Below are 19,141 nucleotides of genomic sequence, written 5' to 3' on the forward strand. Positions count from 1 at the left end.
CTGGTTTTTTTCTCTATTAGCTTTACTACTTACGCTTCATCGAATCAAAAAATTCATTATTCGTTTTCGTCATAGCTAACTTATCAATCAAGAACTCTATTGCGCCTACTTCATCCATCTCATGAACGATCTTACGAAGTATCCACATTTTTTGTAATTCATCTGGTTTAGTGATTAGCTCTTCACGACGAGTACCACTGCGATTAATATGAATTGCTGGGAATACGCGTTTTTCTGACACTTTACGCGATAAATGTAATTCCATATTACCAGTACCTTTAAACTCTTCGTAGATTACTTCATCCATCTTCGAGCCAGTTTCAATAAGTGCTGTCGCAATAATCGTTAAGCTACCGCCTTCTTCAATGTTACGTGCTGCACCAAAGAAACGCTTTGGTCTATGCAGTGCGTTAGCATCAACACCACCAGTTAAGATCTTACCAGAAGATGGGATTACCGTATTATATGCACGTGCTAAACGAGTAATTGAATCAAGAAGGATAATGACGTCTTTCTTATGTTCAACAAGACGCTTCGCTTTCTCTATCACCATTTCAGCAACTTGAACATGTCGACTAGCTGGTTCATCAAATGTTGACGCAACAACTTCACCTTTTACTAAGCGTTGCATCTCAGTAACTTCTTCTGGGCGCTCGTCAATAAGCAATACCATAAGCTCAGCTTCAGGGTGATTATGGGCAATACTTTGAGCAATATTTTGTAGTAATAAGGTTTTACCTGCTTTTGGTGGCGCAACGATTAAGCCACGTTGGCCTTTACCAATAGGAGATGCTAAGTCTAATACTCGAGCAGTAATATCTTCGGTAGAGCCATTACCACGTTCCATGGTAATACGATCTGTTGGATGAATTGGCGTTAAATTTTCAAATAAAATCTTATTGCGAGAATTATCTGGGCGATCAAAGTTAACTTCATTGACTTTTAATAACGCAAAATAGCGTTCGCCATCTTTTGGTGGACGAATTTTACCGTGAATCGTATCACCCGTTCGCATACTGAATCGACGAATTTGGCTTGGAGATACATAGATGTCATCAGGCCCAGCTAAGTAAGAAGAATCGGCTGATCTTAAGAAACCAAACCCATCTTGAAGTATTTCTAATACCCCACCACCAAAAATATCTTCACCTTTTTTAGCATGCGATTTTAAGATGGCAAATATGATGTCTTGTTTGCGACTGCGAGCAAGGTGTTCTAGCTTCATAGATTCAGCTAAGCTAACTAAGTCGCTTATGGATTTTTCTTTCAGTTCAGTAAGGTTCATAGTGGATTTTCTTAAACTATTTTAAGTGAATATGTTTCGGCGATTGCCAACATCTGTATTGTTAATTTTTTAAAAATTAGAATAGGGGTAGAGATATGTATTTTTTACTCAGGTTTTAAATTTAGCATTAAATGCTGAAGAGGTAAAGGCAGCATTAAAAATGTAAGCAAATATTTTAATCTTTCGCTTCTCAACAGTACGGTATTTCATTATCCGTAATAAAAAAGCCCAACTAAGAAGTTGGGCTTTTCTTTGAGTGCTATAGGTTTTTATCTAAAAACTCTTTTAACTGAGTTTTTGATAAAGCACCTACTTTAGTATCAACCATTTCGCCATCTTTAAATAATAATAACGTTGGGATACCACGTACACCATACTTTGGTGGTGTACCTGAGTTCTGATCGATGTTTAGCTTACCAATAGTAACCTTGCCTTCATATTCATCAGCAATGTCATCTAGTACTGGTGCTATCATTTTACATGGGCCACACCATTCAGCCCAAAAATCAACTAATACCAAACCTGATGCTTGTAGAACATCTGTTTCAAAACCGTCATCAGTTAGCTGAACAATTTTATCGCTCATTTCTTTCTCCGTAACTTATGGCACATGGCCTAAATATTCTTAAATTAACAATAGTATACCCATTAGGATATTTATTGCCTATGTTTTCCAGCGTGTTTTTTAGCTTACTAGCCGATTAATTGGTTATTAATTAGTTATTAACTAACTAAGATGTTAAGCTAGCGCTATGAAAAAAACACATTTAACTCAAACAAAATTCGCTGACCTAAATCTTGCCCCGCAAGTAGTGACCGGATTAGAGGCCATGGGCTTCGAATATTGTACGTCTATTCAGGCAAAATCTTTACCTGTACTTGTCCAAGGCACTGATATTGCTGGCCAAGCACAAACAGGTGAAGGCAAAACAATTGCTTTTTTAGCCGCCACTTTCCATCAATTATTACAAAAAGAAGCACCTAATCATAATCAACCTCGTGCTTTGATCATGGCACCTACACGTGAATTAGCTATTCAAATTCATCGTGATGCGCTAGAAATGGCTAAAAGCACAGGCTTACGCCTTGGTATTGTATATGGGGGCGAAGGTTATGAAAGTCAACGTCTAGAATTAGAACAAGGTGTAGATATTCTTATTGGCACTTGTGGTCGACTCATAGACTACATGAAACAAGGCGTTTATAACTTAAAAAATATTGAAGTCATTGTGCTCGATGAAGCAGATCGCATGTTCGATTTAGGCTTTATTAAAGACATTCGTTATATGTTCAATAAAATGCCACCAGCCACTGAACGTTTAAGCATGTTGTTCTCAGCAACATTGTCATTCCGCGTTAAAGAGCTTGCTTTTGAGCACATGAATGAACCAACCAGTGTTGAAGTAGAGCCTGAACAAAAAACCAATACACGTATCACTGAAGAACTTTTCTATCCTTCAAACGAAGATAAAATGGCACTTTTACAAACCTTGATTGAAGAAGAGTGGCCTGAAAAAGCAATTATTTTTGCTAATACTAAACATACTTGTGAAAAGTTATATGATCACCTAATCGCCGATAAAATTCGTGTTGGCCTATTAACCGGTGATGTTGCCCAGAAAAAGCGTTTAAAAATACTAGAACAGTTCACCGAAGGCCATTTAGATATTTTGGTGGCTACAGATGTTGCTGCCCGAGGTCTACATATCCCAGCGGTTACTCATGTATTCAATTACGATTTACCGGATGATTGTGAAGATTATGTACACCGAATTGGTCGTACTGGTCGTGCAGGTGCAACAGGTCATGCCATAAGCTTAGCTTGTGAAGGTTATGTATTTAATTTGCCTGCCATTGAACAATATATTGAGCACCCTCTTCCTGTAAGTAAATACGATCATGACGCTTTACTCACTGATTTACCAAAACCTAAGCCAAGACAGCGTCGTCATAGACCAAATGGCCAACGAGGCGGTAACCAAAATAGAAGAAGCGGTAGTAATCATCGACCTCGACATAACTAAGTCCTTATAGAGTAACGGTAATAGGTAAAAGCAGTGACTGTAGATAGTAATATTCCACAATACGGTGATGATCATTATGCTGTGGTTGATTTAGGCTCTAATAGCTTTCATTTACTTATTACCCAACTCATTAATGATGAAGTTTATATTGTTAATAAAGTTAAACAGAAGGTACGTTTAGCTTCAGGTCTAGATCATCAAAATTTTTTAAACCAAGAAGCAATAAATCGTGGGCTTAAATGCCTCAGTTTATTTGCTAAACATTTAGCCAGCATTCCAAAAGACAATATTAAAATTGTTGCAACCGCGACATTACGAATAGCCACTAATGCTGAAGACTTCTTGCAGACAGCTAATAACATTTTGCCTTTACCTATAAATATACTTTCTGGCATTCAGGAAGCTCATACTATTTATGCTGGCGCATCTTGTACAAGTGCTGCGGGCTGCTCTTTAGACAATCGTTTAGTGCTAGATATTGGCGGTGCAAGTACAGAACTAATTGTCGGTAAAGGATGTTCTGCAACACAGGCTGTAAGCCTTAATATTGGCTGTGTTAGTTACAAAAGCCATCACTTCAGCGATAATTTACTCAACGAAGAAAACTTCAGTAAGGCTATTGCCGCAGCATCATTTGAAATTAATACTGTTGCTCAATTATATATTCAACAAGGTTGGCAAATTGCCATGGGTAGCTCAGGTACCATGCAGGCTTTAGTTGAAATATTATCTCACCAGAACAAAGAACCCGTTATTTCCTTAAGCGTTCTTGAAGACGTTAAAAACCAATTGTTAGGTTGTCAGCAGATGGATAAAATTTCGATTGCGGGTTTAAGAGCTGACAGAATACCGGTATTAGCCAGTGGTTTGAGTATTTTAATTGCCCTATTTAATTGCCTCAACATTACAGAATTAGTTCTCTCTACAGGCGCTTTACGTGAAGGCTTGCTGTTCTCTATTCTACCTGAAAGGCATTCGTTAACGTTGCTTAAAAAATAACTTTCTAAAGTAGAATAATGCAACGGGTATTTCTAATAACGCATAACTAAGCAAGGTAAACCAAAACCAATTCACCTCAATAATCAACAAGTTAAATGTCTGTCCTGTTCCCCAGTACTTATAACCCACAATGACTAATGCCAGACATGATGCCAAGGTATCTAACCAAGCCACTTTATTCATATTCAGGCCTGCCACTTTAGGATATACCGAAAAGTACGCAACAAAAATAATTACAATATTTAATAAAACAACGGCTAACTCTACATCAAAATTCACTAGCAATACCTTCAATTAATCTATTTGCCACAAACACTACCAAGCTAACATTAATCGCATTTATTAGCTGAATCTTTTACTGCATTTTGACATGCTCTTAAAACTTCTGATCTCAATTCAGCATTTTCTAATGCACGTGCAATAGCCAGTCCTCCTATCATCAATACTGTATTTTGTATTGCCAACGCACGGTTCTGGGTTACATGTTGAGCTTGTTGAATGAATTTTTCAAAAATCTCTGTATAGGTTGCCTTAACTTTTTCATCTTGCTGATTGATATCAGAAACTAGAAAAGCTAGTGGGCACGCTTGCTCAGATATATCATTTAAGTGCTGAGCGCTTAGGTAGTTGCGTGCAAGCTCCTTTATATCATTTCGTGTTCCTGTCGATATTCGCTGTTGTGCTAGCAGCGAAGCTTTGGCAAGTGCTTGAGCATACAATTCACTTTTAGACGCAAAGTGACTATAAAAGGCTCCTCGTGTCATCTCTGCTTTTTCCATCACTTGATCAATAGAAACTTGCTCAAAACCATGATGGGTAAATAACATCGCTGCACTTTGCAAAATTTTATCTTTAGATTGCGCTTTATGTTCTTTATTCCATGCCATGTCATTATCTCACTACAAAAATTAGATTATTTCACAAAACTAAAATATGTTCTTGAACATATTTTAAAGTAATCTAAATTGAAAGCTATCTCATTGATGCATAAATTATAGGATTAGTTATGTCAAAAAAGGTATTACAAGTATACGGACCAAGTTTCTCTAACTTTGTTCGCAGCGTTGCTTTGGTATGTGAAGAAAAGAATTTACTCTATAAAACAGGTTTTGAAGTACACGGAGAAAAGGTAGATTACAAAAGTGAGCAACACTTAAAATTACACCCTTTTGGTAAGTTGCCAGTGTTAATCCATAACGATTTGATGATTCCTGAAACCGCAAGTATTTGCCGTTACATCGATGTAAATTTCGAAGGCCCGCAACTTCAACCAGCTAGCGCAGAAGACAAGGCTTCACATGATGCATTATGTGCCATCATCTCTATCGACATTGATAAAGCCATTATAAGAGATTACATGCTTGAATTTGTTTTCCCAAAAGGGGAAAACTCAACCCCTAGAATGGAAGAGATCGAAAAAGCAAAACCCAAGGCGATTGAAGCTCTTGCTGTCCTCTCTCAAGAGCTTAAACAAAGAAGGCTGCTGGGTTCTGAGCAGCTTTGTATTGCCGATGCCTTAATCGCTCCTATGATCCATTACCTATCATGTTTACCTAGGCCTTATAACTTACTTAGCCAGTTTCCTGAAATTGAAGCCTATTTAACGCATTTGATGAAGCATCCTTCATGTCAGAAGGTTCTTACTGCAAAAGACCTTATGTAACACTGAAATTATCAAAAAAGGGAGCATATAGCTCCCTTTGTTACTTTTAGATATAGAAAATCGCCTAAGCGTCTTCTTTTAACCATTGCGCTACTTGCTTAGCAAAGTAGGTTAGGATGCCATCTGCACCCGCTCGTTTAAAGGCTAATAACCCTTCCATAACACACGGTTTTTCGGCGAGCCAACCATTTTGAATAGCTGCCATATGCATCGCGTATTCACCACTTACTTGGTAAGCATAAGTGGGTACTTGGAAAGTGTCTTTTACTCGGCGAACAATATCTAGGTAAGGCATGCCTGGTTTAACCATCACCATATCAGCGCCTTCAGCAATATCTTGTGCAACTTCATGCATCGCTTCATTACTATTAGCGGGATCCATTTGATAGGTATGTTTATTACCACCTTTAATATTTCCTGCAGAACCAACTGCATCACGAAACGGACCATAATAATTTGAGGCATACTTAGCTGAATAAGCAAGAATTTTTGTGTTTACAAAGCCATCGGCTTCCAACGCTTCCCTAATGGCACCAACTCGACCATCCATCATATCTGATGGTGCAACAATATCTGCTCCCGCTTGTGCATGCGATAATGCTTGTTTAACTAAAATATCCTTAGTGACATCATTAAGCACATAGCCTTCACAACCGGCTTTATTATCTTCACTTTCACTTAAGATGCCGTCTTGACCATGAGTTGTAAAGGGATCTAGTGCCACATCTGTTATAACAGCTAGCTGTGGAAATTTAGCTTTTAATGCGCGAACTGTTCTTTGCGCAAGCCCATCAGGGCTGTACGCTTCTTCTGCCATTAGTGATTTTTTATCTGCTGGCGTAACAGGAAAAATTGCAATAGCAGGAATTCTTAAATCCACAAGCTCCTGTGCTTCTTCCAATAATAAATCAATACTTTTACGTTCTACACCAGGCATCGAAGGCACAGCTTCTCGTTGGTTCTCACCTTCTAAAACAAAAACGGGATAGATTAAATCATTCACACTAAGCTGTGATTCAGCCATTAAACGACGGGTATAGTCATCTTGGCGCATGCGGCGCATACGGCGTGCTGGAAATTGTCCAAATTGAGTATCGTTATTCATCTATTTTCCTAAAGTGCGTTATGTTACGTCTTGTTGATTAATATCTTCATCAACAAGTTTATGTTCTTGAGTTTGATTTCGACCACTGCGCTTCGCTGTATATAAGGCTTTATCTGCACCAGCAAAAATATGCTCTGGCTGAGCATCAGCTTGCTGCTGATAAGTACAAACACCACAACTGATGGTGATTGGTATTTCTAACTCTTGATACAAAAAAGCACGTCTAGCAATATTTTCTCGAAGACTTTCCGCCAAAGTAAATGCACCTTGGCTATCTGTTTCCGGTAATATCAAACAAAACTCTTCGCCACCATAACGAAAAGCAAGATCTGAATTGCGTTTTAAACACTGTTTAATATGACCACTCAACCATACCAAACATTGATCTCCAGCTAAATGGCCGTAATCATCATTTACTCGCTTGAAGTGATCTATATCAATTACCACAAGACTAAGTGGTGTCAAATTACGCTTACTTCGACGGTATTCTGCCAAAATTTTCTGATCGTAAAATCGACGATTGTGTAGCCCCGTTAACTCATCAATAATATTTTTTCGTTCTAACTCTTGGTTAACTTCTTCAAGCTCTTGTAAAGCAATATTAAGCTCTAATGTTCGCTCTTGAACTCTCTGTTCTAACTCTTCTTGATTCTCTTGTTGCAATGTCAATAATTGCTCTTGAGTACTTTCAGAAAGCTTTGCATTTTCTAAGGCTTCTTTTTGCGCTATTTCTTTATCTTGTACTTGGTAAAAGTATTGGCGGCTTAAAATAAAAGTTAGCAAAAAGGCATCAATCCAAAATATCGTAATATAAATTGCCGCTTTATAGGGAGCGATACCAATATCCACCCAGTTAGTTGCAATAATAATGACAATCATAGACATCAACTTAACAACCATTATGGTGCTAAATAACAACGCTAGACGTTGACGTAAACGATATAAATAAAAGCCAATGGCGGCGAGAAAGATGATCGTTAAGCTGTGCAATATCATTATTGCACTCACATCAATATAAACAGGTGTAAATAAACTCATTGGTAGAAATGCTGCAAATAACCAAGTAATCCACTGAATAAGGCGATGTAACCGCTCATTGATTTGCTTTAATTTAAAAACTTTGGCAGTGAATAACAACAATGCAATGGTTGATGCCGCGACAAAAATCGGTACTTCTATGCCTTTTAATGCATTATATTGAGGCAATAAGTAGTAAAGATTTAAGCCTAAAATAGCACTTAATGTACAGGTACGACATAGCAAATAAGCAAACAATAATAATACCGTATTTTTGCGTATTGCAAGGTACAGTAAAAGCATCGCAAATGTTAAACAAAATAACCCACCTAGACCTAAGCCCAATCTAAAGCTTGCTTCGCTACTATTTTCAATAAAACCAGATTGATTATATAAGACCAGTGAGCTTCGTAAGTGGCTAGTACTTTTGATGCAGAGTATAACTTTAATCTTGTCTTTAGCAGGTAGGCTAAGCGAGACCTTTAAAGTGTTATTGCCTTCTAACTCAAAGGGCATAAACTCTAATTCATTGTTATCATTTAAAAATAATATCTCTGCACTGGAAATTCTAATTTGATTCTTTAAGGTAATATACGCCAGCTGGCGTTCAAGAGAGTCATTGTCAACTTGAAACGCGATTAAGTTAAACCCTGGCTGGTAGGCCAAGTCCCCTTTCGACGCTTTTACCAATGGCCATTGACTCTTCCCTGCAAAGAAATCTGCAATGATTGTTTTATTCTTTTGCGCCATCGCGTGATAGTGAACTTTAGCAATGCCTTGTTGTGATTGACTTAATGAATAACTGGGGATGTCAGGTAGGCTTTGCTCTGCCCTAACCCAAGAGGTGGACATAAAGCAGATAACGAGTATAAATAATACTCTACCTAGGTAGGACATAGCCCAAACACCCTACGCGCATTATTGGTGGTACATTTTTCAATTTCATCAATTTCTTTACCTGTTATTGATGCAATTTCAGCAAGAATATAACTTAAATAGCAAGGTTCATTCCTACTGCTCTTAGGCCGGGGTCTAATAGTTCTTGGCGTTAGGTAAGGGGCATCTGTTTCAATCAGTAAACGATTCAGAGGGATTAAATTAACAATATCTCGTAAACTTTGACCTCGACGCTCATCACATAACCAACCGGTAATACCTACATACATATCAGCTGCGATACACTGCTCTAACTCATCTTTAGTGCCAGTAAAGCAATGTGAAACCATAGCAGGTAAACGATTAATATATGGCTTTAATATAGCAAACCAAGGTTCAAATGCATCTCGTTGATGCAAAAATAATGGCATTGAAAGCTTATGTGCCAACTGAACTTGTTGTTGGAAAACCACTTGCTGCTGCTCAGGGGTTGAAAAATTTCGATTAAAATCTAATCCACACTCTCCAATGGCTTTAACATATTTAGACTGGGCAAGTTGTTCTAACTCATCAAGATAATTACCAGAGACATGATCCGCATCATGAGGATGAACCCCAGCAGTACAAGAGAGAAATCGAGGGAAGCTTGCTTGATACTCCTGACATAAAGCCAATGCTTTTTGGCTTTCGGTTACACTAGTACCAGTGATAACAAGATGATTGATGTTAGCTTGCTGGGCACGTAATAGTACCTCTTTGCGATCTTTGTCAAAACGCTGATTGGTTAAATTGACGCCAACATCAATCAAAATGGGACTCGCTATTTAACTCGCCTAACGCGAATACGTTTATTTTCATCAACCTTTTTCAAGTAAATGGCGTTTAAGGCACCTGTTTCAAGTAGGATTTCTTGTCCTTCTTCTAATCTAAGCTTGCCACTATCTTTTTGTTGCCAAACTTGCCCGTTGTCTAAAGCGATTTTTAATTGTCCACGCATTAACTTAGTTACTTTAGTAACTGTTGCCGTTATTTCGGTAACTTCTTCAGCTTTTTCTTCTGCTGTTTTTTCTAAATGAGCTTTAGCAAAATTATCTTCATTTCGTATTGGCTTAGTGGCACTAGCTTCTGATTTAACCACAGGCTTTGGCTTACTCACTGGCGCTATAATTTCTTCTGGCTTTGCTGGTTGAATATGCTTTTTAGGAGCTTGTTTTGCTGAAACTTTTAGTTGAGAGGCAAGACGATCAAAACAATTAAGGCGAGCAAAATTATCTAACTCTTGAGCACATTGCTTTACCGACGTTGCTAGTTTTTGTTCATCTGCTGCATACACGATAGATACAGAACTACTAAGCACTATTGCACTTATTAGTAGATTAATCTTTTTCATTATTATTATTCCTTAACCTGTGAATCTGATTCTTCTTCATCTTCTTTATAATGAAGAGAAGCTATTATTATACCTACTTCAAATAATAGCAACATTGGCACGGCTAACATGGTTTGAGAAATAACATCAGGCGGCGTTAATAACATGCCAATAACAAATGCGCCAACAACAATATAAGGTCTCTTGGCACGTAAACTATCAGGGGTTGTCATGCCAGTCCAACACATCAAAATGATAGCAATTGGTATTTCAAATGCCGCACCAAAAGCAAAAAACAATTTTAATACGAAGTCTAAATAACTACTTATATCTGTTGCGATGACAACGCCATCAGGAGCAACTGAAGTAAAAAAAGCAAAAACCACCGGAAAAACAACAAAATAGGCAAAAGCTATTCCACTGTAAAACAATAATGTTGAACCAAACATCAAGGGTGCTACCAAGCGCTTTTCATTTTTATAAAGACCAGGAGCAACAAAAGACCACACCTGATACAGGATATATGGCATAGCAATGAAAAAAGACAGTACAATTGTAAGCTTAAACGGAGCGAAAAACGGTGAGGCAACATCAGTTGCAATCATTTGCGCACCTGCGGGCATAGTTGAAAGTAATGGTTGCGCTAAATATTGATAAATATCTTGGGCAAAATACACTAAACAACAAAAGACAATTAACACGCCCAGTACAGATCGCAACAAGCGGTTTCTTAACTCTAATAAGTGATCGAAAAGGGTAGCGCTAGGCTTGTGAATGGTAGTCATTATTTAGGCTTTTCAGTACTCTCTACTTGAGCAACCGCTTTTATAGGCTGCTCTATCTTTTCATTATCAGCTGAATGTTCTACGTCACTAGCTTCATTACTGGTTTGAGTTTTTGAAGAGGCGGCTAAAGAGGATGAGATCATTGAATCTAATGGTTCAGTATCAACTTTCTTAAATGGCTCAGTAACCATATCCGTTGCTTCTTGCAGAGACTTAAGAGACTCAGCCACTTCTGGACTCAAGTTCTTCATGTCTGCCTGTTCAGCTTTTTTCAAATTGGCATGTAATTCGTTAATACGTAATTCTTCTGTTAATTCAGTTTTTACTGCATCACTAAATTTACGTACCCCACCAATCCAACCGCGTATAGTGCGAATCGCTACAGGCAATCGTTCAGGACCTAATATCACTAGACCCATGATGCCTATGATCATTAATTCCCAAAAGCCGATATCAAACATTTACTACGCCTGATTTTTTTCGTTAACTTTTTCACTTTCACTAGCTGTTGTTGAAGAATTATCAGCCAATGTTTCTGAAGACTTTTCCGCTGCCTTTGCTTTTTCAGCGTCATCGCCAATGGCATTTTTAAAGCCTTTCACTGCAGAACCAAGATCACCGCCTAGGTTACGTAATTTTTTTGTACCAAATAACAATACAACGATAACGGCAATAATCACTAATTGCCAAATTCCGATACCACCCATAAAAGAACTCCTATTTACTAACTTATCGGGCATTATATACCTAAATTACTCCAGTAAACGAGCAAAAGCACACACAGAACGAAAAAATCATGAGATAAAACAAATTTTATTCCAATTGTTTGCTTGATAGCTACTGATAGCAATTTACGAGATCAAAAAAGCCGACAATATTGTCGGCTTTTAAACACACTACATAAAGTAATTATACCGCCATAGAGTGCTTTAATTTACTTAAGGCATTTTTTTCTAACTGCCTAACACGCTCAGCTGAAATTTGATATTTATTCGCTAGTTCTTGTAACGTAGATTTATCTTCATCTAACCAACGTGTTTTAATGATATCTTGACTACGGTCATCAAGTGTCACTAATGCTGTCGATAAGCGATTATTAGCATGCGTTTCCCAGTTTTCATTTTCAACTTCAACCGCTAAATCAGACTGTTTATCTTCTAAATACTGTGCGGGAGAGAAGTTACTCGCATTGGCATTGTCATCATCATCATTTGATAATTCAAACGCTTGATCATGGGTGCTCATACGAGATTCCATTTCCATGACATCTTTTGTGCTAACACCTAATGTTTCAGCAACAGTATTCACTTCTTCATTGCTGAACCAACCTAAACGCTTTTTGTTTTTTCGTAGATTGAAGAACAACTTACGCTGTGCCTTAGTTGTTGCTACTTTAACAATACGCCAGTTCTTTAAAACAAACTCATGGATTTCAGCTTTAATCCAATGTACTGCGAAAGAGACTAATCGCACACCCACTTCAGGGTTAAAACGTTTAACGGCTTTCATTAAGCCAACATTGCCTTCTTGTACTAAGTCAGCTTGTGGTAAACCGTAACCTGCATAGCCTTTGGCAACGTGAATAACAAATCGCAAGTGAGACATAATAAGCTCTTGCGCTGCTTGTAAATCATTTTCATTATAGAGGCGAGTAGCCAGCTCATGCTCTCTTTCTGCAGTAAGCATAGGAATGCTATATGCTGATTGCATATAGGCTTCAATACTTCCACTTTGTGGTACTGTCAGTTGCATTGTTTGACTCATAAAAAGATCCTCCATTTAACTCCGATAATCTTATTCTATTGGGATTTTAGCACAATACGGCTGTTACTCAAAAAGAACAAGGCTATGAACACTATCGCAATAGATAGGGCAACACAACAAGATCTTTCACTTTTTTAATGAATATTTTGTGTCAGTTTGTAATAGAAAAAATTACTGTCGAACAAACAAAGAGTTATAAAGAGAGAAATTTAATCGGCATTTGGCTCAATTGCCCTGATATGCTGGCGTACAGAGATGTAACTCCCCAATAAGCCCAATAAAATAGCAAAGCCAATGAGTGTTAATATTTCATTGAAAACCAGACCCTGCAATTCAAAACTACTATTGTATAAATCAGTTAGCTCAGCAATAGCACCTGTTAGATACTCCGCCAAGACGGCTACAGCAACACAGGATAACAAGCCACCAAAAATACCATACCAAGCACCTGAATAAAGGAATGGTCTTTGAATAAAACTATCTGTTGCGCCAACAAGCTTCATAATAGCAATGGCATCTTTTTGATTTAAAATGGCTAAACGAATAGTGTTACCAACAATAAGCACCACTGACAAACAAAGCAATAAAGCAACGCCAACAACAATATCTTCTATGAGCCGTGCCATAGCTTCGAGCCGAGTTAGCCATTCAACATCGAGTTTACCTTGTTCTACTTCTCTTTCTTTAAGTAACTTAGCTAACAATTCATTTGCCGCTTGAGCTTGGCTAGAGCGCTGTGTAGGCGTCACTAAAACCGTGGCAGGTAGCGGATTCTTATCGAGATATTCGAGAGACTGACCGAACCCTGACAATATCTTGAATTCTTTAAGTGCTTGCTCAGCGGAAATATAATGCACTGTGGCAATCTCAGGGTAAAGCTTAAGGCGATTGACAAGGTTTTGACCACTTTTCTCACTGGTTGATAGCTTCAAAAATAAGGTTATTTGTGAGGCGCTATCCCACTGTTCGCTTACATGTTGGGCATTCTTAACAAATAAATGTAATGTAGCAGGCAAGGCTAAACTGATACCGAGTACAAAAATTGTCATTACCGAAGTGAAAGGCGTACGCCATAAATCACCTAAACTACCAATAGCCTGCTGTAAGTGCCTAATTGGCAGGGTTAATAAACGACGAAAAAAGCCTTCTCTTTCGACCAAGCCACTACTATGTAACTCACTCATCAATGCCTCCTTTCGCCTGTAAACCATCAACGATGCCATCATTGATCATGGTGCCTTCTTTAAGGGTTAGCGTGCGATACTTCATGCGAGCAATTAACCCTAAATCATGGGTAGCAATTAATACGGTGACACCAGCAGCATTAAATTCTTCAAATAAGCGAATAATATCAAGTGATAACTTAGGATCTAAATTACCCGTGGGTTCATCGGCTAGTAGTATTGGAGGCTTATTAACAATAGCTCTGGCAATACCAACTCGCTGTTGTTCACCACCTGATAACATATGAGGATAGCAACGCAACTTTGCACTTAAATGTACTTTCTCCAATGCAGTGCTGACACGTTTACGAATTTCTTTATGGCTGACACCTTCAATAATTAATGGCAAGGCGACATTATCGAAAATCGTTCTATCTTTAAGTAAGTTATGGTTTTGGAAGATCATCCCTATACCGCGACGTACATAGGGAATCTGCTGATATTTTATATCAGCTAATTCATTATGATTAACACAAATACTGCCCGAGCTAGGCTTTTCCATCATCGAAATTAACTTGAGTAAGGTACTTTTACCTGCACCTGAATGTCCCGTTAAAAACGCCATTTCGCCCGCGGCTAATGAAAAGCTTACTTGCTTTAACGCTAAATAGCCGCCTGGATATGTTTTGTTGACATTACTAAAGTTAATCATGCAAACAGTAGATCTTGTTATTATTTTTATGAAAACAACTTATCATACTTTGTTGATAGTCTTGAACTATTTATTCTAAAAAATAGCTTACTTATGCTCAATTATTTGGTAAAGAGTGCTTCAATAAAGTCTTCGCCATTAAATGGACGCAAATCATCAATTCCTTCACCAACACCTAAATATCGGATTGGAATGCCGTATTTATCGGCCACAGCGAAAACAACACCGCCTTTAGCAGTACCATCGAGCTTAGTTAATGTTAAGCCAGTTAAGCCAACAGCTTCATTAAAGAGTTTGGTTTGACTCAGCGCATTTTGGCCTGTACCAGCGTCAATGGTTAGCATAACTTCATCTGGGGCGTCCACATCAAGTTTTTTCATAACACGAACAACTTTTTTCAGCTCTTCCATTAAATGGTTTTTATTCTGCAAGCGACCTGCTGTATCAGCGATCAATACATCAACGTTTCTTGCTTTAGCTGCACTAATCGCATCAAAAATTACAGAAGCGCTATCGGCACCTGTGTGCTGAGCAATAACAGGGATTTCATTACGCTCTCCCCACACTTGTAATTGCTCTACCGCGGCGGCTCTAAAGGTATCACCTGCAGCTAACATAACTGACTTACCCTGCGCCTGAAATTGCTTAGCAAGCTTACCAATCGTCGTGGTTTTACCTACTCCATTCACCCCAACCATTAAGATAACGTAAGGGCCAGAGTCTTTCGAAATATCAAGAGGCTTGCTAACATCTGCAATAACTTTTTGTAGTTCTTCTTTTAGTAACTCATATAAAGCTTCTGCATCTTTTAATTGTTTACGACTGGCAGTTTTAGTCAGTGAGTCAATCACTTTACTTGTTGTTTCAACACCAACGTCAGCTAGCAGTAGATGCGTTTCTAGCTCTTCAAATAAATCATCATCAATTTGTTTACCACGGAAAAGATCAAAGATTCCGCCACCAATATTCTGCCTAGTTTTAGTTAAACTTTGCTTTAATCGAGTGAAGAAACCTGCCTTTTCTGGCTCTGGCTCTGGCTCTGGCTCTGGCTCTGGCTCTGGCTCTGGCTCTGGCTCTGGCTCTGGCTCTGGCTCTGGCTCTGGCTCTGGCTCTGGCAAGTCAGTGTTTTGTATCACTTCAACTTCATCAACACTTGATGCTTGCTCTACTGTCGATTCTTCAGTATTTAACTGATCGTCAGATACCTGCTCTTCACTATTAGCTTGTTCATGCTCTTTAGCAGTTTGCTCTTCATCTTGGCCAAAACCCAACCAGGAAAACATACCTTTTTTCTTAGACATACGTATTTACAATATTAATTAGATTGGTATTACAACCAAACAAGGATAAAATTGCCGATATAGTAACACTTCTGTTTAAATCAAAAAACTAAACTAGCGCAATAGTAAGCGAATAAAGTATGAGCAAACACAAAAAAAGAAGCCCTAACGCATCAGCTACAGGAAATATTCGCATTATTGCTGGCTCACACCGAGGCAGAAAGCTACCGGTATTGATGGCAGAAGGTTTGCGCCCAACCACTGATAGAGTAAAAGAAACCGTCTTTAACTGGTTAATGCCTTATATACCTGGTGCTCATTGCTTAGATTGCTTTGCCGGCTCTGGCGGCTTAGGGTTTGAAGCACAGTCACGTGGTGCCGAACAAGTCACATTTATTGAGCTAGATAAAGCCGCAGCCAAGCAGTTAACTCATAATGCACAGTTATTAAAAGCAAGCAATGTCATCATTGAAAACAATAGCGCATTAACTTTTTTACAAAAACCAAGTAAAAAGTTCGATGTGGTTTTCATTGACCCACCTTTTAGAAAGCAGTTCGTGCAACAGACTGTTCAATTGTTAAATCAAGGCTGGTTGGCAGAACAAGCACTTATCTATATTGAAATGGAATCTGATGCCTCTTCTACAGAACTCGCAGGCCTTCCGATTAACTGGCAATTGCTAAAAGAAAAAGTCGCCGGTCAAGTGAGTTATCGTCTCTACCAATTCACCGCTTAAACACACGATATTAATATGAAGTTATATGTTTTATCAGGCTATATACAAGAAATCTTATTGGTTGAATACCCTGATAAGCTATTGCTACTTGATGGTTGCTCTCGAGCTGATGTAACAACAGTACTTAATTTTATTAGTAACACGCTCTCTCGTAGCCCAAGTGATTTAAAACTCATCACAGTAACTCATATGCACCCCGATCATGCGGGTGCAGCAAATAAATTAAGAAAACTCACTGGTTGTAATATTGCCTGCGCCAAAAAAGATACGCAATGGTATAGAGGGTTCTCGGGTAAGTTAATGCATATTACCGATATTTTATTAACACGCTATGTTGCCAATAAAATGCAAAAGCGTCAGCGCTGGTTATGGTATTCAAGCACGCTAAAAGCAGACATACAGTTAACTGATGGTGATTTACTTCCAGGGTTCGACGATTGGCAAGTACTTACTACACCTGGGCATACTGATAGAGATATTTCTTTATATCATTTACCTTCTAAACGTGTATATATTGCTGATTTAATTGTAGCGACTAAAAAAGGCTTTATTCCGCCCTTTCCTATTTTTTATCCCAATAATTATCAAAAATCACTCAAGAAAATAGCAAGCTTAGCGCCTAGCAGTGTCATTTTAGCTCATGGCGGTGAAGTCACAATCACGAATGAACAAATAAATTCAATACAAAAAAAAGCGCCTACTGAGCCGATGACTCATTGGCGCTTAATTCAAAGTAAACTAAAGCAAATATGCTTTAGTCGATAGCTACTTTTTAGGTAACAATTTCAAATCATGAAAATCAAAGCTAAAATCTGTAGCCTTAGACACTGCCTTCATCGTGGCATATTTTACAGCACCGTTTTCATCTAAATTAAAGTTAACAAAAGCATCGGCTTCTAATGTTCTATCATGCCAACGTACAATAAAGGTGTTATGCTGATGGTGCTCTACATCACCGACTAGCTCAGGTGTATTGCCAAACTGCATATGTAGCTTGTTGTTTTTATAAGTGATATGAATTTCACCATACCAGTTATCAACATAAGTCATTGCATAGTCTTGTAGCTTAAGGGAATGTTTGGCATTTTTATTAACTGACGCCTGCATTTCTGCCAAACGAGCTTGTTCTTTTGCTACTCTGCTTTGCTGCTTTTCATGGTAATAGCTCACCCAATCTTTAGCTTCAAGAGACAAGTATTCATTTAAGATTTGCTGATAAATCGCATTAAAAGCATAGCCCGATTGCTGGTTAGTTAAAATAACCATACCAAGATTCTCTTCTGGCACTAAGACCACTTTAGATACCATGCCCAAAATGCCGCCGCTATGATGAACAAGCTTTACACCATGATAGTCTTTTAAAAACCAACCCAAGCCATAAGCCGAAAAATGTGTTTTGTCATGCTTTGTAGCGGCATCAGAAACAGATAATAAGGTTCTCGCTTGCCACATAGCTTTACTTTGCTTGGCCGAGAATAGGCGTTTATCTTTAGTGTACTGACCTTGGTTAAGTTGCGCTTTTATCCACAAGCTCATGTCATTAACACTAGAAGCCACTGAACCTGCACCTTGGAATTTTTCTAAGAAGTTACCGCCAACAACGTTTAACTCACCATCTAAAGGTACATGCGCTCTAGCCACATTTTTATTAGCTGATTCAATCAAAGAAAATGCAGCACGAGTATTATCCATTCCTAATGGCATAAAAATATTTTCTTGGATCACTTCATGCCATGATTTACCTTGGATCTTAGCAACCACCTCGCCTGCAATAATGTACATTAAATTATCGTAGGCAAACTCACTTCTAAAGCTCGATACTTGAGGTAAATGTTTAAGCCCTTTAATAATGTCATCATTGGTTAATGTAGTATGTGGCCAAATCATCAAGTCGCCAGCGCCTAGGCCTAACCCTGAGTTATGCGCGAGTAAGTCAATGATAGTAAATTCTCTGGTCACGAAAGCGTCAGGCATTTGAAACTCAGGAATAATATCAATAACTTTTGTTTGCCAAGTTAATTTACCCTCATCCACTAACTGAGCCAATAAAGCTGCCGTCATAGCTTTAGTATTTGACGCAATACCAAACAAGGTATCGGTATTAACTTGAGTAGGTTTACCATGCTCAATAACACCAAAACCTTTACTAAAAACGACCTCGTCATCTTTAACAATAGCGACAGCAACACCCGGTACTTGAAAAACATCCATCGCCTTTTCTATTGCTTGCTCTACTTTCGCATTTTTTTCTGTCATGCTTGTTGCGTGCACACTGAAGGCTGCGCATAGCATGACAATGAAAAATAATGGTTTCTGCATTAGCTTCATTCTTACTTCCTATTCGTTATTATTGAAAACTTTA

Annotated in this window: 21 protein-coding genes; 5 read left to right on the forward strand and 16 right to left on the reverse strand. The window is 38.3% G+C overall.

Translation table 11 applies throughout. The features are described from left to right. Positions 1-25: 25 nt before the first annotated feature. Both rho and trxA read right to left on the reverse strand, forming a co-directional pair. On the reverse strand, positions 26-1,285 hold the full coding sequence (gene rho, locus EPA86_RS08910; RefSeq protein ID WP_140603082.1) for a transcription termination factor Rho: 1,260 nt from the start codon (positions 1,283-1,285) through the stop codon (positions 26-28). A gap of 259 nt (positions 1,286-1,544) precedes the next feature. Then, positions 1,545-1,871 carry a thioredoxin TrxA gene (gene trxA / locus EPA86_RS08915; RefSeq protein ID WP_140603083.1) on the reverse strand — a complete coding sequence of 109 codons (327 nt, stop codon included), beginning with the start codon at positions 1,869-1,871 and terminating at the stop codon, positions 1,545-1,547. A 166-nt stretch (positions 1,872-2,037) separates the two neighbouring features. Here trxA and rhlB point away from each other — a divergent pair, with 166 nt between their 5' ends. Together rhlB and EPA86_RS08925 are read left to right on the forward strand one after the other, a co-directional pair. Beyond that, positions 2,038-3,309, forward strand: a complete 1,272-nt coding sequence (rhlB, locus tag EPA86_RS08920; RefSeq protein ID WP_140603084.1) for an ATP-dependent RNA helicase RhlB — start codon at positions 2,038-2,040, stop codon at positions 3,307-3,309. A gap of 33 nt (positions 3,310-3,342) precedes the next feature. Continuing rightward, positions 3,343-4,308 (forward strand): Ppx/GppA phosphatase family protein, encoded by a 966-nt coding sequence (locus tag EPA86_RS08925; RefSeq protein WP_140603085.1) that lies wholly within the window; start codon positions 3,343-3,345, stop codon positions 4,306-4,308. Here the strand turns inward: EPA86_RS08925 and EPA86_RS08930 are convergent. Together EPA86_RS08930 and EPA86_RS08935 are read right to left on the reverse strand one after the other, a co-directional pair. Next, positions 4,288-4,587 (reverse strand): hypothetical protein, encoded by a 300-nt coding sequence (locus tag EPA86_RS08930; protein WP_140603086.1) that lies wholly within the window; start codon positions 4,585-4,587, stop codon positions 4,288-4,290. The genes EPA86_RS08925 and EPA86_RS08930 overlap by 21 nt on opposite strands. Before the next feature lie 50 nt (positions 4,588-4,637). After that, positions 4,638-5,195, reverse strand: coding sequence for a TetR/AcrR family transcriptional regulator (locus EPA86_RS08935; protein WP_140603087.1), 558 nt, complete (start codon positions 5,193-5,195; stop codon positions 4,638-4,640). A gap of 119 nt (positions 5,196-5,314) precedes the next feature. Between EPA86_RS08935 and EPA86_RS08940 the strand changes: the two genes are divergently transcribed. Beyond that, positions 5,315-5,971 carry a glutathione S-transferase family protein gene (locus tag EPA86_RS08940; protein ID WP_140603088.1) on the forward strand — a complete coding sequence of 219 codons (657 nt, stop codon included), beginning with the start codon at positions 5,315-5,317 and terminating at the stop codon, positions 5,969-5,971. Between the two features lie 64 nt (positions 5,972-6,035). On the opposite strand, the gene hemB is transcribed toward EPA86_RS08940, so the two are convergent. The 11 genes from hemB to ftsY all read right to left on the reverse strand — a co-directional run bounded on the left by hemB (position 6,036) and on the right by ftsY (position 16,063). Beyond that, complete coding sequence (gene hemB / locus EPA86_RS08945; RefSeq protein WP_140603089.1) at positions 6,036-7,076, reverse strand: porphobilinogen synthase; 1,041 nt, start codon at positions 7,074-7,076, stop codon at positions 6,036-6,038. Positions 7,077-7,094: 18 nt separating this feature from the next. Beyond that, positions 7,095-8,990, reverse strand: coding sequence for a sensor domain-containing diguanylate cyclase (locus EPA86_RS18355; protein WP_246058323.1), 1,896 nt, complete (start codon positions 8,988-8,990; stop codon positions 7,095-7,097). Then, positions 8,978-9,778, reverse strand: coding sequence for a TatD family hydrolase (locus tag EPA86_RS08955; protein WP_140603090.1), 801 nt, complete (start codon positions 9,776-9,778; stop codon positions 8,978-8,980). Before EPA86_RS08955 ends, EPA86_RS18355 begins: the two co-directional genes overlap by 13 nt. Positions 9,779-9,789: 11 nt before the next feature. After that, a complete protein-coding gene (locus EPA86_RS08960; protein WP_140603091.1) occupies positions 9,790-10,359 on the reverse strand; it encodes a hypothetical protein in 570 nt (189 codons plus the stop codon). A 5-nt stretch (positions 10,360-10,364) separates the two neighbouring features. After that, entirely contained in the window at positions 10,365-11,123 is a 759-nt protein-coding gene (tatC, locus tag EPA86_RS08965) for a twin-arginine translocase subunit TatC (RefSeq protein WP_170309609.1), read from the reverse strand. Continuing rightward, positions 11,123-11,584 (reverse strand): Sec-independent protein translocase protein TatB, encoded by a 462-nt coding sequence (tatB, locus tag EPA86_RS08970; protein ID WP_140603092.1) that lies wholly within the window; start codon positions 11,582-11,584, stop codon positions 11,123-11,125. The genes tatC and tatB overlap by 1 nt, the downstream gene beginning before the upstream one ends. 3 nt (positions 11,585-11,587) lie before the next feature. Then, on the reverse strand, positions 11,588-11,830 hold the full coding sequence (gene tatA, locus EPA86_RS08975) for a twin-arginine translocase TatA/TatE family subunit (RefSeq protein WP_140603093.1): 243 nt from the start codon (positions 11,828-11,830) through the stop codon (positions 11,588-11,590). A 202-nt stretch (positions 11,831-12,032) separates the two neighbouring features. Continuing rightward, positions 12,033-12,887 carry an RNA polymerase sigma factor RpoH gene (rpoH, locus tag EPA86_RS08980; RefSeq protein WP_140603094.1) on the reverse strand — a complete coding sequence of 285 codons (855 nt, stop codon included), beginning with the start codon at positions 12,885-12,887 and terminating at the stop codon, positions 12,033-12,035. A gap of 209 nt (positions 12,888-13,096) precedes the next feature. Further along, a complete protein-coding gene (ftsX, locus tag EPA86_RS08985) occupies positions 13,097-14,071 on the reverse strand; it encodes a permease-like cell division protein FtsX (RefSeq protein ID WP_140603095.1) in 975 nt (324 codons plus the stop codon). Beyond that, positions 14,064-14,762 (reverse strand): cell division ATP-binding protein FtsE, encoded by a 699-nt coding sequence (gene ftsE / locus EPA86_RS08990; RefSeq protein ID WP_140603096.1) that lies wholly within the window; start codon positions 14,760-14,762, stop codon positions 14,064-14,066. The genes ftsX and ftsE overlap by 8 nt, the downstream gene beginning before the upstream one ends. A 101-nt stretch (positions 14,763-14,863) precedes the next feature. Beyond that, positions 14,864-16,063, reverse strand: coding sequence for a signal recognition particle-docking protein FtsY (ftsY, locus tag EPA86_RS08995; protein ID WP_211664919.1), 1,200 nt, complete (start codon positions 16,061-16,063; stop codon positions 14,864-14,866). 119 nt (positions 16,064-16,182) lie between these two features. On the opposite strand from ftsY, the gene rsmD reads away from it, so the two are divergent. Together rsmD and EPA86_RS09005 are read left to right on the forward strand one after the other, a co-directional pair. After that, complete coding sequence (gene rsmD, locus EPA86_RS09000; protein WP_140603098.1) at positions 16,183-16,779, forward strand: 16S rRNA (guanine(966)-N(2))-methyltransferase RsmD; 597 nt, start codon at positions 16,183-16,185, stop codon at positions 16,777-16,779. A 15-nt stretch (positions 16,780-16,794) separates the two neighbouring features. Then, positions 16,795-17,544, forward strand: a complete 750-nt coding sequence (locus EPA86_RS09005; RefSeq protein ID WP_140603099.1) for an MBL fold metallo-hydrolase — start codon at positions 16,795-16,797, stop codon at positions 17,542-17,544. Here EPA86_RS09005 and EPA86_RS09010 read toward each other — a convergent pair whose 3' ends face one another. Then, positions 17,545-19,107: a serine hydrolase gene (locus EPA86_RS09010; protein ID WP_140603100.1), complete on the reverse strand. Its 1,563-nt coding sequence runs from the start codon at positions 19,105-19,107 to the stop codon at positions 17,545-17,547. Positions 19,108-19,141 lie beyond the last annotated feature (34 nt).

It is taken from the genome of Litorilituus lipolyticus, from assembly GCF_006439335.1.
GTDB lineage: Bacteria > Pseudomonadota > Gammaproteobacteria > Enterobacterales > Alteromonadaceae > Colwellia > Colwellia lipolytica.

Coding starts and splice junctions, on each gene's coding strand:
- rho (WP_140603082.1), bottom strand. CDS start 1,285: ATGAACCTTACTGAACTGAAAGAAAAATCCATAAGCGACTTAGTTAGC.
- trxA (WP_140603083.1), bottom strand. CDS start 1,871: ATGAGCGATAAAATTGTTCAGCTAACTGATGACGGTTTTGAAACAGAT.
- rhlB (WP_140603084.1), top strand. CDS start 2,038: ATGAAAAAAACACATTTAACTCAAACAAAATTCGCTGACCTAAATCTT.
- EPA86_RS08935 (WP_140603087.1), bottom strand. CDS start 5,195: ATGGCATGGAATAAAGAACATAAAGCGCAATCTAAAGATAAAATTTTG.
- EPA86_RS08940 (WP_140603088.1), top strand. CDS start 5,315: ATGTCAAAAAAGGTATTACAAGTATACGGACCAAGTTTCTCTAACTTT.
- hemB (WP_140603089.1), bottom strand. CDS start 7,076: ATGAATAACGATACTCAATTTGGACAATTTCCAGCACGCCGTATGCGC.
- EPA86_RS18355 (WP_246058323.1), bottom strand. CDS start 8,990: ATGTCCTACCTAGGTAGAGTATTATTTATACTCGTTATCTGCTTTATG.
- EPA86_RS08960 (WP_140603091.1), bottom strand. CDS start 10,359: ATGAAAAAGATTAATCTACTAATAAGTGCAATAGTGCTTAGTAGTTCT.
- tatC (WP_170309609.1), bottom strand. CDS start 11,123: ATGACTACCATTCACAAGCCTAGCGCTACCCTTTTCGATCACTTATTA.
- tatB (WP_140603092.1), bottom strand. CDS start 11,584: ATGTTTGATATCGGCTTTTGGGAATTAATGATCATAGGCATCATGGGT.
- tatA (WP_140603093.1), bottom strand. CDS start 11,830: ATGGGTGGTATCGGAATTTGGCAATTAGTGATTATTGCCGTTATCGTT.
- rpoH (WP_140603094.1), bottom strand. CDS start 12,887: ATGAGTCAAACAATGCAACTGACAGTACCACAAAGTGGAAGTATTGAA.
- ftsX (WP_140603095.1), bottom strand. CDS start 14,071: ATGAGTGAGTTACATAGTAGTGGCTTGGTCGAAAGAGAAGGCTTTTTT.
- ftsE (WP_140603096.1), bottom strand. CDS start 14,762: ATGATTAACTTTAGTAATGTCAACAAAACATATCCAGGCGGCTATTTA.
- ftsY (WP_211664919.1), bottom strand. CDS start 16,063: ATGTCTAAGAAAAAAGGTATGTTTTCCTGGTTGGGTTTTGGCCAAGAT.
- rsmD (WP_140603098.1), top strand. CDS start 16,183: ATGAGCAAACACAAAAAAAGAAGCCCTAACGCATCAGCTACAGGAAAT.
- EPA86_RS09005 (WP_140603099.1), top strand. CDS start 16,795: ATGAAGTTATATGTTTTATCAGGCTATATACAAGAAATCTTATTGGTT.
- EPA86_RS09010 (WP_140603100.1), bottom strand. CDS start 19,107: ATGAAGCTAATGCAGAAACCATTATTTTTCATTGTCATGCTATGCGCA.